Source organism: Pseudomonas sp. Y5-11, from assembly GCF_022368695.1.
Lineage (GTDB): Bacteria > Pseudomonadota > Gammaproteobacteria > Pseudomonadales > Pseudomonadaceae > Aquipseudomonas > Aquipseudomonas parakoreensis.
Map to the genome: position 1 here is coordinate 3,703,969 of NZ_CP058974.1, position 12,353 is coordinate 3,716,321.

10 protein-coding genes are annotated in these 12,353 nt (G+C 59.6%); 4 read left to right on the forward strand and 6 right to left on the reverse strand.

Features of this window, described 5'->3' with window-relative positions:
- Nucleotides 1-38: 38 nt before the first annotated feature.
- Together HXW87_RS16330 and HXW87_RS16335 are read right to left on the reverse strand one after the other, a co-directional pair.
- The gene (locus HXW87_RS16330) at nt 39-1,787 is read right to left on the reverse strand and encodes a phosphoethanolamine transferase CptA (protein ID WP_182401352.1); all 1,749 of its coding nucleotides are present in this window, start codon (nt 1,785-1,787) and stop codon (nt 39-41) included.
- A gap of 199 nt (nt 1,788-1,986) precedes the next feature.
- Nucleotides 1,987-2,169: a DUF6026 family protein gene (locus tag HXW87_RS16335; RefSeq protein WP_041064455.1), complete on the reverse strand. Its 183-nt coding sequence runs from the start codon at nt 2,167-2,169 to the stop codon at nt 1,987-1,989.
- Between the two features lie 274 nt (nt 2,170-2,443).
- Between HXW87_RS16335 and gnd the strand changes: the two genes are divergently transcribed.
- Genes gnd through HXW87_RS16350 form a run of 3 tightly spaced genes read left to right on the forward strand, consistent with a single transcriptional unit; the run spans nt 2,444 to nt 5,747 of the window.
- On the forward strand, nt 2,444-3,424 hold the full coding sequence (gnd, locus tag HXW87_RS16340) for a phosphogluconate dehydrogenase (NAD(+)-dependent, decarboxylating) (RefSeq protein ID WP_041064453.1): 981 nt from the start codon (nt 2,444-2,446) through the stop codon (nt 3,422-3,424).
- Nucleotides 3,421-4,944 carry a glucose-6-phosphate dehydrogenase gene (gene zwf, locus HXW87_RS16345; protein ID WP_182401349.1) on the forward strand — a complete coding sequence of 508 codons (1,524 nt, stop codon included), beginning with the start codon at nt 3,421-3,423 and terminating at the stop codon, nt 4,942-4,944. The genes gnd and zwf overlap by 4 nt, the downstream gene beginning before the upstream one ends.
- Nucleotides 4,941-5,747 carry an HAD family hydrolase gene (locus HXW87_RS16350; protein WP_239776641.1) on the forward strand — a complete coding sequence of 269 codons (807 nt, stop codon included), beginning with the start codon at nt 4,941-4,943 and terminating at the stop codon, nt 5,745-5,747. The genes zwf and HXW87_RS16350 overlap by 4 nt, the downstream gene beginning before the upstream one ends.
- A gap of 102 nt (nt 5,748-5,849) precedes the next feature.
- Here the strand turns inward: HXW87_RS16350 and nhaB are convergent, their stop codons facing one another.
- The 3 genes from nhaB to HXW87_RS16365 all read right to left on the reverse strand — a co-directional run bounded on the left by nhaB (nt 5,850) and on the right by HXW87_RS16365 (nt 9,254).
- Nucleotides 5,850-7,352: a sodium/proton antiporter NhaB gene (gene nhaB, locus HXW87_RS16355; RefSeq protein WP_047294739.1), complete on the reverse strand. Its 1,503-nt coding sequence runs from the start codon at nt 7,350-7,352 to the stop codon at nt 5,850-5,852.
- Nucleotides 7,353-7,420: 68 nt separating this feature from the next.
- Nucleotides 7,421-8,710 carry a hypothetical protein gene (locus tag HXW87_RS16360; RefSeq protein ID WP_239776643.1) on the reverse strand — a complete coding sequence of 430 codons (1,290 nt, stop codon included), beginning with the start codon at nt 8,708-8,710 and terminating at the stop codon, nt 7,421-7,423.
- 277 nt (nt 8,711-8,987) lie between these two features.
- Nucleotides 8,988-9,254, reverse strand: a complete 267-nt coding sequence (locus tag HXW87_RS16365) for a hypothetical protein (protein ID WP_041064446.1) — start codon at nt 9,252-9,254, stop codon at nt 8,988-8,990.
- 345 nt (nt 9,255-9,599) lie between these two features.
- On the opposite strand from HXW87_RS16365, the gene HXW87_RS16370 reads away from it, so the two are divergent.
- Complete coding sequence (locus HXW87_RS16370; RefSeq protein ID WP_239776644.1) at nt 9,600-10,925, forward strand: sigma-54 dependent transcriptional regulator; 1,326 nt, start codon at nt 9,600-9,602, stop codon at nt 10,923-10,925.
- A gap of 86 nt (nt 10,926-11,011) precedes the next feature.
- Here the strand turns inward: HXW87_RS16370 and HXW87_RS16375 are convergent, their stop codons facing one another.
- Nucleotides 11,012-12,334: a hypothetical protein gene (locus tag HXW87_RS16375; protein WP_041064443.1), complete on the reverse strand. Its 1,323-nt coding sequence runs from the start codon at nt 12,332-12,334 to the stop codon at nt 11,012-11,014.
- Between the last annotated feature and the right edge of the window lie 19 nt (nt 12,335-12,353).

The window sequence follows — 12,353 nt, forward strand, 5'->3', positions numbered from 1 at the left end:
CCGATTGCGATCTCTCGAAACCGGCGCCTTCCAGGCGGTTACTGCTGCACGACATTCGCTGCGGTGGGTTCGACCTTCTTCGGCTTCATCAGGCTGAAGTCGATCAGGGCGCGCTGCTCGCGTTCGTACGGGTTGCCGATCATCAGCGGACGCGGTTTGAAGCTGTCGCTGACCAGGCTCTTGCTGCGGTCCAGTTCATCGAAACTCAAACCGGCCATGTCTGCCCAAGTGTGGATCAGATGCGAGCTGCTGTACGGCCGGCTCAGGTCGGCGGCAAAGTTCCAGTCATGGTTCTCGCGCCATTTCGGCGATGCCCAGGCCATGAACGGGATGGTGTACATCGGTGCCGTCGGTTTGTTCTCGTTACGGCCGAGGGTGTTGTGGCCGACCGAGTCAAACACATCTTCACCGTGGTCGGAGAGGTACAGCAGGAAACCATTCGGATCGGACTTGGCGTAGTCCTTGATCAGGCTCGATACCACGAAATCGTTGTACAGCACGGCGTTGTCGTAGCTGTTGTAGGTCGGCACCTGATCGTCACGCACACCGGCCGGCACGCCGGTACGGTCCTGGAACTTGTCGAAGGTCGGCGGATAGCGGTACTGATAGCTCATGTGCGTGCCGAGCAGATGCACGACGATCAACTTGCGCTGCGCCGGGTCGCTCAGCGCCTTGTTGAACGGCTCAATCACGTCACCGTCGTACTGCGCGGCGTTCTGGTTGCGGTTGTTGTTCAGGTACACCTGCTCGTCGGCCTGTTCGGAGAAGGTCGTGAGCATGGTGTTGCGCTTGGTCATGGTCTGCTGGTTGGTGATCCAGAAGGTCTTGTAGCCGGCCTGTTTCATCATGCTGACCAGTGACGGCGTGGACAGGTACAAGTCCGGATTTTCTTCGTCGGCGAAGGTCAGCACCTGCTGCAACGCCTCAATGGTATACGGGCGCGGAGTGATGACGTTGTCGAACACCGCGAGCTGATCCTTGAGTTTGTCCAGTTCCGGCGTGGTCTTGCGGCCATAGCCATACAGGCTCATACGCTGGCGGTTGGTCGATTCGCCGATCACCAGCACCAGCGTCGACGGTTTATCCGCGTCGGCAGCCTTGAGGTTATGCAGCGGCGGAACCTTGCTTGCACTGTGCAGCATGTCCTGCATGCCGGCCAGAGTGTCGAGGTATCGGTGGTAAGCCACGGCCATTTGCCAAGGCACCGCCGGCTCGATGCGGTCTTCGAACTTCTCGAAGCCGCCGGCGAAACTGCCGGTGCGCTGGGTCTGCTTGATCAGCGGATAGCCGACCACGGCAATCAGGATTGCCAGCGCCGCAACGTAGGCGCGGCCACGGGGCATGTACACCGGGCGCAGGCGTGTCCAGAGAAAGTAGGCGAAAGCGGTATGCGCGAGGAACGCCGGGATCATCCACCAGGCAAAGTACTGGGTCATGTACTCGCCGGCTTCCGACACGTTCGACTCGAACATGATGAAGATGACGCTTTGCGAGAACTCCTGCTGATAGATGAAGAAGTAGCCCAGACTGGCCATGGAACAGGCCCACAGGACGATACCGATCAGCGCAGCCAGCAGTTTGGTGCGTTTGGGAAACGCCAGCATCGGGGCGAGCCACAGCGCACTCATCACGAAGGCCTGACGGAAACCGCTGAAACCGGAGGTGCCGGTCAGTTGGATCAACAGTTGGGTGATGCCCGAGAAGTACCAGAAAAAAGCAAAGAGCCAGAGAACCCCGGCCCAGTCGAAACCTGTCGCAGTCGTTTTGCTGCGTTTGAACAATGCCATTCAGCACTCCAGCTCATCGTCACTAACCACCGCCGGAACACTACATCAAACCGACGAACGGAAGCCGCGCGCAAACGCACGGCCAGAATGGGCGCGAGTATCACGAACGCAATGTGAAAACTTCGTTAGTTGCTGATTGCTGGCGGGAGCGGATCATGACGGGAACGACAGGCGCCGTTCCCGATGCTGGCGGGGCAGGTCAGGCGTGCGGTTGACGCTGGACAACCGGCAGAGGTTTGGGCTGAGCGCCCTGGGTCAGCGAGCGCAATTGCGCCAGCTCCTGCTTCAACTGGTCGCGCTCGTCCTTCAACTGGCGCAATTCATCGCGACGGATCGTGACATACAGGGTTTGTGGCGGCATTGCTGTGTGTACTGTGCCCATTGCTCACCTCGCAAATGGCGTGTCTCAACTGCAGATTGTCCCGGTGCCGGGCTACAGATCTGCTATCGGCGCCAATTTTGATTTCTTTTGCCCGTGAATGGAACTTTTTTATTTTTCATGGTCGGTGTGTCTTCGGCATGATTCGGGGCGTTATCAGTCTGGATCGGGCACAATGCCCGGAAACTTCGGCCCGACGCTCTGGACTAACCTCCATTAGTCGCGTTGGGCTATAACCAATGACACACATTTTATTTGTAGTAAGGAGCATCAGCACATGCAACTCGGGATTATTGGACTGGGCCGCATGGGCGGCAATATTGCGCGGCGTCTGATGCTCAACGGTCACACCACCGTTGTTTACGACCGCAATACCGCCTTTGTCGACACCCTGGCCGCCGAGGGCGCCACGGGCGTTGCCGATCTGCCTGCGCTGGTCGCTGGCCTGGCCAAGCCACGTGCCGTGTGGGTCATGCTGCCGGCCGGTGCGCCGACCGAAGACACCATCAACACCCTGAGCGATTTGCTGGAAGCCGGCGACACCATCATCGATGGCGGCAACACCAACTATAAGGATGACATTCGCCGGGCCAAGACCCTCGCCGAAAAAGGTCTGCACTACATCGACGTTGGCACCTCCGGCGGCGTCTGGGGCCTGGAGCGCGGTTACTGCATGATGATCGGCGGTGATGCCGAGACCGTGAACCGTCTCGACCCGCTGTTCGCCGCTCTGGCGCCGGGCATGGGCGAGATTCCGCGCACCAAGGACCGCAAGTCCGAGGATCACCGCGCCGAGCACGGCTACATCCACGCCGGTCCCGCCGGTGCCGGGCACTTCGTGAAGATGATTCACAACGGCATCGAGTACGGCATGATGGCTGCCTTCGCCGAGGGCTTCGACATCCTCAAGACCAAATCCAGCGAGCGCCTGCCGGAAGATCAGCGTTTCGACCTGAACGTGGCCGACATCGCTGAAGTCTGGCGTCGTGGCAGCGTCGTATCCTCTTGGCTGCTCGACCTGACCGCCGACGCGCTGGCCAGCGATCCGAAGCTCGACGGATTTTCCGGTTCGGTGGCGGACAGCGGCGAAGGTCAATGGACCATCGAAGCGGCCATGGAGCAAGCGGTGCCGGTTCCGGTGCTGTCGAACTCGCTGTTCTCGCGCTACCGCTCGCGTGGCCAGGGCACCTTTGGCGACAAGATCCTCTCGGCCCAGCGCTTCGGCTTCGGCGGCCACGTGGAGACACCGAAGAAATGACCCAAACGATCCGCAGAAAATCCAAGGCAGAACCCGCACCACCGACCACGCTATTTTTGTTCGGTGCCCACGGCGACCTGGTCAAGCGCTTGCTGATGCCGGCGCTGTACAACCTCAGTCGCGACGGCTTGCTTGACGAGAATCTGCGGATCGTCGGCGTTGACCACAACGCCATTACCGATGAGGCCTTCGCGCAAAAACTCGAAGACTTCATCCGTACCGAAGTGGCGGCGAAGGTCGGCAAGGGCGATCAGATGCTTGATCCGGCCTTGTGGGCCAAGCTCGCCAAAGGTATCAGCTACGTCCAGGGCGATTTCCTGGATGACAGCACCTATTCCGCGCTGGCGGCAAAAATCGCCGACAGTGGCACGGGCAACGCGGTGTTCTACCTGGCCACCGCGCCACGTTTTTTCAGTGAAGTGGTACGCCGCCTCGGCGCCGCCAAACTGCTGGAAGAAACCCCCGAAGCGTTCAGAAGGGTGGTGATCGAGAAACCGTTCGGTTCCGACCTGCACACTGCCGAAGCCTTGAACGCCTGCCTGCTCAAGGTCATGTCCGAGAAACAGATCTATCGGATCGACCATTATCTGGGCAAGGAAACCGTGCAGAACATTCTGGTCAGCCGGTTCTCCAACAGCTTGTTCGAAGCGTTCTGGAACAACCATTACATCGACCACGTGCAAATCACCGCCGCGGAAACCGTCGGCGTTGAAACCCGTGGCAGTTTTTACGAACACACCGGTGCGCTGCGCGACATGGTGCCCAACCATCTGTTCCAGTTGTTGGCGATGGTTGCCATGGAGCCGCCGGCTGCGTTTGGCGCTGACGCCGTGCGCGGTGAAAAGGCCAAAGTGGTCGGCGCGATCCGCCCGTGGAGCGTCGAAGAGGCACGGGCCAATTCGGTACGCGGTCAATACAGCGCCGGCGAAGTCGATGGCAAAGCGTTGAATGGCTATCGCCAGGAAGCCAACGTGTCGCCTGACAGCAACACCGAAACCTACGTCGCGTTGAAAGTCATGATCGACAACTGGCGCTGGGTTGGCGTGCCGTTCTACCTGCGCACCGGCAAACGCATGAGCGTGCGCGACACCGAAATCGTCATCTGCTTCAAACCGGCGCCGTATGCGCAGTTCCGCGACACCGAAGTCGATGAACTGCAGCCGACGTATCTGCGTATCCAGATCCAGCCCAACGAAGGCATGTGGTTCGACCTGCTGGCCAAACGGCCGGGGCCGGCGTTGAACATGGCCAACATCGAGCTGGGGTTCGCGTACAAGGATTTCTTCGAAATGCAGCCATCCACCGGTTACGAAACGCTGATCTACGACTGCCTGACCGGCGACCAGACGCTGTTCCAGCGCGCCGACAACATCGAGAACGGCTGGCGCGCAGTGCAACCGTTCCTTGATGCCTGGCAGCAGGACGCGAGCGTCCAGACATACGCCGCCGGGGAAGACGGTCCACAAGCTGCCAACGATCTGCTGACTCGCGATGGTCGCGTCTGGCATGGCCTGGGATGAGGGAGTCGATCCGTTTTTTATTGAGTGACATGGACGGCACGCTGTTGCTGCCCGATCACAGCCTGAGTCAGCGCACCATTGATGCAGTGCGTTCGCTGCGCGAGGCGGGTGTGTTGTTCAGCCTGGCCACCGGACGCCCACCCAAGGCCATGTTGCAGCAGATCGAAGCCTTGGGGGTCGACCTGCCGACCGCCGCGTTCAATGGCGGCACCATCGTCAATCCGGACGGCAGCGTGTTGGTGGCGCATTACCTGCCGGTGCCGACGGCGTTGATTGCTTTGGCGTTGTTCGCCGACCAGCCGGAAGTGGAAATCTGGGTGTTCAGCGGTGGCGACTGGCTGCTCAAGGATCCGCACGGGCCGATGGTGCCGCGCGAACAGCACGGCCTCGGTTATCCGCCGGTGGTGGTCGAGAGTTTCGAGCCGTATCTGGAGCGCATCGACAAGATCGTCGCGACCAGCAACAACACGGATTTGCTGATTGAACTTGAGGCGCGCCTGCTGCCCAAGGTCAACGGCATGGCTCAGGTCTCGCGTTCGCAACCGGTTTATCTGGACGTGACGGCGCTGGAGGCCAACAAGGGCACCGCGCTGTCGACGATTGCTGCGCATCTGGGCATCCCGCTGGAGCAGACGGCGGCGATTGGCGATGGCGGTAACGACCCGGCGATGTTCCATTGCGCGGGATTGTCGATAGCCATGGGGCAGGCGGAAGAGGCAGTGAAGCGTCAGGCTGATGTGGTGACTGCGCCAAACACCCAAGATGGCGTAGCCCTGGCGATCGAGAAGTACATCCTCAAGTAACATTTGTAGGAGCTGCCGCAGGCAGCGATCTTTTGATCTTGTTTTTTTATGCAGCAAGATCGACAGATCGCAGCCTTCGGCAGCTCCTGCATGAGGTTGTTGTCAGAGCCAGTAGCTGACAGCGTACCAGCCCAGCAAGCCCATCACCACGGTGTATGGCAATGCCATCCACACCATCCGCCCGTACGACAGGCGTACCAGCGGGGCAATCGCCGAGGTCAGCAGGAACAGGAACGCAGCCTGACCGTTTGGCGTCGCCACGCTCGGCAGGTTGGTGCCGGTGTTGATCGCGATGGCCAGCGTCTCGAAATGCTCGCGGCTCATGTGCCCGGACAGGAAAGCCTGTTTCACTTCGGTGATGTAGATCGTGGCGACGAACACGTTATCGCTGATCGCCGAGAGCAGACCGTTGGCAATGAACAGCATGCCCGGCTGTTGCTCCGCCGGCAGTGCCAGCACCCACTGGATCAGCGGCGCGAACAGTTGTTGATCGTGAATCACTGCCACCACGGCAAAAAACACCACCAGCAACGCGGTGAACGGCATGGCGTCCTTGAATGCGTTGCCCAGACGGTGTTCGTCGGTGATGCCGGTAAACGCGGTGATCAACACGATCACCATCAGGCCGATCAAGCCAACCTCGGCAACGTGAAACGCCAGGCAGCCAATCAGAATCAACGCAGCAGTGCCTTGCACCAGCAGCGCGGCACGCTGACGTGGAGTGCGTTCGGCGTCATCTTCGGCGGCGTAATTGGCCAGCACGGCGCGGACGTTGTCCGGCAGCAGGGTGCCATAGCCAAACCAGCGCAGTTTTTCCAGCAGTACGCAGGTCGCCAGCCCGGCCACCAGCACCGGCAACGAGACCGGCGCGACTTTCTGGAAAAATGCCGCGAAGTGCCAACCCATCTCATGGCCGATCAACAGGTTCTGCGGTTCGCCCACCAAGGTGCAGACGCCACCGAGTGCGGTGCCCACAGCGCCATGCATTAGCAGGCTGCGCAGAAACGCCCGAAACTGTTCCAGGTCGTCATGGTGCAGCACCGGCAAGTGTCGGTCGTCGCTGAACTCGCTTTCCTGACGCGGATCGTTGCCCGAGGCCACACGGTGGTAAACCGAATAGAAGCCGACGGCGGCGCTGATGATCACCGCCGTCACAGTCAGGGCATCGAGAAACGCCGACAGAAACGCCGAGAGGAAGCAGAACATCAGCGCCAGAATCGCCTTGGAGCGTACGCCCAGCAGCAGCCGCGAGAACAGAAACAGCAGCAGATCCTTCATGAAGTAAATGCCGGCGACCATGAACATCAGCAACAGGATCACCGGGAAGTTGTGCACCAACTCATCGTATAGCGCCTGCGGCGTGGTCATCTTCAGCAGCAGGGCTTCAATCAACAACAAGCCGCCGGGCATCAACGGATAGCACTTGAGGGCCATGGCCAGTGTGAAAATGAATTCGATCACCAGCAGCCAGCCAGCGGCGACCGGGCCGACGGTAAATAGCACCACGGCATTGAGGATCAGGAAGCCGACGATGCTCGCCTTGTACCAGCGGGGCGAGTGCCCGAGGAAATTATGCGCGAAGGCCTGGGCCAGTGAACCGGACATCGGTTGCTCCTTGTATTAAGAAGCGCGCAAAGTGCCGCAAGTGACTGGCAAGTTCAAGTCTCGGGGGATTATTGATTCAGATAGCGGGCAATCATGGCCCGGTAGTTGCCGTCCAGAGAATAGCCGCCGACCAGGATGTGTCCATCGGCCTGCACCGCCAGTGAGTTGGCGATATCCAGGCTGCGTCCCAGTCGCGTGCGCAACCAGCCGTGGCCGTTACCGAACTCGCAGTCGAGTTGGCCGTCGGGCAGGTAGCGCGCGACGATGAAATCGGCCTCGATACCGCCAATCGTCGCGCCCACCGCAATGATGCGGCCATCGGTCATGCACTGCGCCGCGCTCCACTGGCAGCCACTGGGGCCGATCTCCAGCAGATGCGGGTGGCCGGCATGGTTGCGCAACTCCGGGCGACCGTTGGGGTGCAGGCTCAGCGCCATGCAGCGGATCGGGTCGCGGCTGCTGCCAAAGCAATGCAGATGCTCCATCGAATGCAGCACCTGACTGACCATCGCGCTTTGTCCGTGGGCCTTGAAGGCGAGGAAACCGTCCACCGCAAAGCGCTCATCCAGACGTCCGTCGGGCAGATAACGTGCCACCAGACCTTCCTGAGGAAAGTCGATGGCGCCGGCAACGATGATGCGCCCATCCTCTTGCAGCAGCAGGCAGTTGAGCCAGGTGTTGAGCAGCAGGTGGCGGATCATCACGAATCCACGGCCATTGAAGCCGGGATCGAGGGTGCCGTCTGGAGTCAGACGAATCAGCATGCCGGCATGGTCGGCCAATTCGAAGTGGTGATTGGCAATCAGCAGAATGTGCCCGTCGTCCTGCACCGCGAAGTCGCACGCTTCGGCCCCCGGCACTCCGGGCGGAAGCCAGCTATCCCGAGACCCGACGGACAGGTCGCCCGGCAGGCGCACGACTTGTCGACCATTGTCGCCAAACGATGGGTCAGGCAAGCCGTCAGCCGTGAATCGGGCGCAGGCGGGCAGGGTACGGTGAGCGTTCTCATAATGCAGGCCGGCCAGCAGAATGCGTCCGTCTGGCAACACTTGCACCTTGGCACCCATGGCTTCGAATCCGGGGGCGAATTCGCCGATCACGCTGCCTTGAGCGCCGAAGCCGAGATCGGCAGAACCGTCGGGAAGCATTCGCGCCAACCCGAAACGGCTGCCTGCGGCAGTGCCAATCTTGGCAGCCACCAACACCCGGCCTTGTGGATCGAGGGCCAGGCCTTGAGTCATGCTCGACACGCTGCCGGCGAAATACACTTGGGCAATGCCGGAGTGGGCAAAATCTCTGTCGAGTTGCCCGGCGTGAGTCTTTGACGGCGGGAGCGCAACGGCGTTCTCGGGGGACATGCATGCTTCTCCTTGCAAGTGACCAGGCCCGAATCGGGCGGGTAACTGCATGAGCGAAACATTCAATCCCTGAATACGCCGAAGTACAACTGACATAACTAACAGGTGGAGGGTCGCACTGTGCCAGAACAGTGTCTTTTTGAACCAAATGAAAGCCTGCCAAGCAGTGTCGCCTGACGCTTTAAAGAAAGTTGTACAAACGTACTGGAGATAAACAGCAACAGATAAATAAAAAGAGCAGGGCGGACGACTGGATGTCGTCCGCATTACCTTCTGATCAGTGCGGCATCGACCACGATTGCAACAGGTAACCTTCTTCGCTCAGTTCGGCGCGTGCCTGCTGCAGCAGTTGTTCCAGTTGCGCCGGGTCGGAGTAAGCGCTGCTTGGAATCTGCTTGCGGCCGATATGCGAGTTGGTACGGTCGATGACGGTCAGGTTCAGTTCGCCGTTGCCGTCTTGTGGGGCCCAGGCCACGCACTGGAAAGGTTTAAATGCGTGGTTGGCAATCAAAAGAGCTTCGTTGATACGGAGCGGGGCGGTCATGGGGTCTTCTCTCTGTCGTGCCCAATCAAGTGATGTGCCGTCGGTTGGGCTTACCGTTCGGCTGGTTACTTGTACTGATGCACGCAACCCCGAAGCAGGTCACACACGAAACGGAGAAATTTCAACTTTATTGCTAATGCTCAGGATTTCGACAGTTTTTAAAAGCCTGGCGAAAGAGCGCAACTCGATAGCTAACTAATAACCCGGCTTCTTATAACTCTTTAGCTTGTACGCCTATAAGCAATCGATACAAGCCCCTGTCAATTTCTTGCTAATGTTACAGTCGGGTCTGCCAAATGACTGTTTTTACAATAATTTCCTCAAATTTGGCGCCAAGGAACAGTCATGATCGAAGCGCCAGCGTTACGACGTTTATTGGTAGTCGACCCCTGTGACGACTGTCACCGCCTGTTACCCGGATTGCGCGCGGTGGGCTGGGATGTCGACAGCTGTACCCTGGAAAATGCCGCCGATCGGCCATGCGACGTCGGCCTGCTCAGATTGCAACCCTTTCACCTCGAGCGCCCGGAAGCCGTCAAGGAACTGATCAGCCGCAGCGGCACCGAGTGGATCGCGGTGCTGAATCAGGAGGTCCTGCGGTTGCAGAACGTTGGCGACTTCGTCTGCGAATGGTTTTTCGATTTCCATACATTGCCGTTCGATGTCTCGCGGGTCCAGGTGACCCTTGGGCGCGCGTTCGGCATGGCGCGTTTGCGTGGACAAGGCGCGATTCACGTCGATCAGCCGGAACACGAGTTGCTCGGCGACAGCAAGCCGATCCGCGAGCTGCGAAAACTGTTGAGCAAACTGGCGCCGACCGAGTCCCCGGTATTGATCCGCGGTGAAAGCGGTACCGGCAAAGAACTGGTCGCGCGCACGCTGCACCGCCAGTCCCAGCGCCACAGCAAGCCGTTTGTGGCGATCAATTGCGGGGCGATTCCCGAACACTTGATTCAGTCCGAACTGTTTGGCCACGAAAAAGGTGCCTTTACCGGTGCCCATCAGCGCAAGGTCGGGCGCATCGAAGCGGCCAACGGTGGCACGCTGTTTCTCGATGAAATCGGCGATTTGCCGCTGGAATTGCAGGCCAATCTGCTGCGTTTCCTGCAGGAGAAACACATTGAGCGTGTCGGTGGCAGCCAGCCGATTCCGGTGGATGTGCGCGTCCTCGCGGCCACCCACGTCGACCTGGAAGCCGCCATCGAGAAAAAACGCTTTCGCGAAGACCTGTATTACCGCCTCAATGTGCTGCAAGTGGTAACCGCGCCATTACGCGAGCGACACGGTGATCTGTCGATGCTGGCCAACCACTTTTCTCATTTCTACAGCCATGAAACCGGCCGCCGTCCACGCAGCTTCAGCGAGGATGCGTTGATCGCCATGGGCAAGCACGACTGGCCGGGTAATGTGCGCGAGCTGGCCAACCGCGTGCGACGGGGTCTGGTGCTGGCGGAGGGGCGGCAAATTGAAGCCCGGGATCTGGGGTTGATCAGTCAGCACTCAGTCTCCACGCCGATGGGCACGCTTGAAGACTACAAGACCCGGGCCGAACGCCAGGCCTTGTGCGATGTATTGAACCGGCACAGCGACAACCTCAGCGTCGCAGCGAAAGTGCTTGGGGTCTCCCGGCCAACGTTTTATCGCCTGCTGCACAAACATCAGATTCGCTAGAAACCAAAGATCAAAAGATCGCAGCCTGCGACCACTCCTACAGTTGTAATCCCTGTAGGAGCTGCCGCAGGCTGCGATCTTTCGCTTTAGAAGTAGTACGGGAATTTCAGGCTGAAGGAGAAGTCCGGGGCATCCGGGGTCATGCCGATCGACAGGTTGGGTACGATGGTGAGGTTATCCGTGGCGGCAATGGTCATACCGACGTTGAAGTAACCCGCGTTGGCGTCACTGGACACCACCGATTGCCAATCCCCGCCATCGGGTTTGAGTTTGCTGCGGCGTTGCACCAGATCAGACATCGAAAACGACATACTCATCTTTTCGTTGAGTGCAAACGCGATACCGGCGCCGATCTGGAAGCTGTCGCCAATGCTGACCTTGCCTGGCGTTTTCTGATTGACGGTGGCACTGATGTCGTCAAACGACTCCTCCAGGTTGTGGGTGTAGGACAGGCTGCCGAACAACACCGCCGGGTCGAACGTCTTGACCAGCGAAACCCCGGGAGTGATCGACCAGACGCCGTTACCGGTGGGCAAGGTATCAGGCACGAACAGGTTGGAGTTGGCATCGGTCTGGCGCAATTTGATCCCGAACGGATCCTTGCCGGTTGGCGCCTTGACTCGCAGGGTGACCACGGCGTCCGGGGTGTTGACCGACTCGTCGAGGAACTTGTAGGCGATACCGAAGTTGACGTCGCCGATGGTTGGATCACGCGAAACATCCTGTTCCGTCGTGACGTTCGATGCACCACCGTTGCCGCCGCCGGACTGGTAGGTCGACTCGCGGTAGACCACCGGTACGTTGACGTCGAACTGCCAGCGGTTGTCGAAGTTGTAGCGGCCGGTCAGGTCCAGCGTCCAGGTGTCGGCCTTGATCCGGTCGAGGTTGATGTTGCCCAGGAAGATCGAGTCCAGTGCGAGGAAGCCGTTGAGGATCAGCTGCCGGGTGTCGTAACGCGAGTAGGTCACACCGGTTTCAAAGCTGAATTTGCCGCCGCCGAAGAAGCCGCTGGCCTCGTCGTAGAGGTTGGACACACTCTGTGCCGGTTGCGAATCGTCGGCCAGCGACTGGCCATAAGAAGCCCCACTGCCCCCCGCTGCGCCCCCCGACGCTGCTGCCGCCCCAGTCCCGGGCGCGCCGGTGCTGGTGGCCACTCTTGGATTGCCTTTCATGTCAGACGGCGACTTGGCCAGCCGTTTGGGTTGCGGCGCTGCCGGTTGATCTTCAACCTGACGAACCCGTTGTTCGAGCACCGCCAGGGCCTTTTGTTGTACTTCGTATCGTTGCTTCAGCTCCAGAAGTTCCTGTTTCAGGGTCTCCACATCTGCGTCGGGTGCTGCTTGCAGCATCGCCGCAGGTAGAAGAGTACTCAAACATACAGCGGCACGCAGTGATACTGATCGATACATGAATAAGCCGTCCCTTTAA

Bases quoted from the DNA above. Each gene is read 5' to 3' on its own strand.
- HXW87_RS16330 (WP_182401352.1), bottom strand. From the start codon at position 1,787: ATGGCATTGTTCAAACGCAGCAAAACGACTGCGACAGGTTTCGACTGG.
- HXW87_RS16335 (WP_041064455.1), bottom strand. From the start codon at position 2,169: ATGGGCACAGTACACACAGCAATGCCGCCACAAACCCTGTATGTCACG.
- gnd (WP_041064453.1), top strand. From the start codon at position 2,444: ATGCAACTCGGGATTATTGGACTGGGCCGCATGGGCGGCAATATTGCG.
- zwf (WP_182401349.1), top strand. From the start codon at position 3,421: ATGACCCAAACGATCCGCAGAAAATCCAAGGCAGAACCCGCACCACCG.
- HXW87_RS16350 (WP_239776641.1), top strand. From the start codon at position 4,941: ATGAGGGAGTCGATCCGTTTTTTATTGAGTGACATGGACGGCACGCTG.
- nhaB (WP_047294739.1), bottom strand. From the start codon at position 7,352: ATGTCCGGTTCACTGGCCCAGGCCTTCGCGCATAATTTCCTCGGGCAC.
- HXW87_RS16360 (WP_239776643.1), bottom strand. From the start codon at position 8,710: ATGTCCCCCGAGAACGCCGTTGCGCTCCCGCCGTCAAAGACTCACGCC.
- HXW87_RS16365 (WP_041064446.1), bottom strand. From the start codon at position 9,254: ATGACCGCCCCGCTCCGTATCAACGAAGCTCTTTTGATTGCCAACCAC.
- HXW87_RS16370 (WP_239776644.1), top strand. From the start codon at position 9,600: ATGATCGAAGCGCCAGCGTTACGACGTTTATTGGTAGTCGACCCCTGT.
- HXW87_RS16375 (WP_041064443.1), bottom strand. From the start codon at position 12,334: ATGTATCGATCAGTATCACTGCGTGCCGCTGTATGTTTGAGTACTCTT.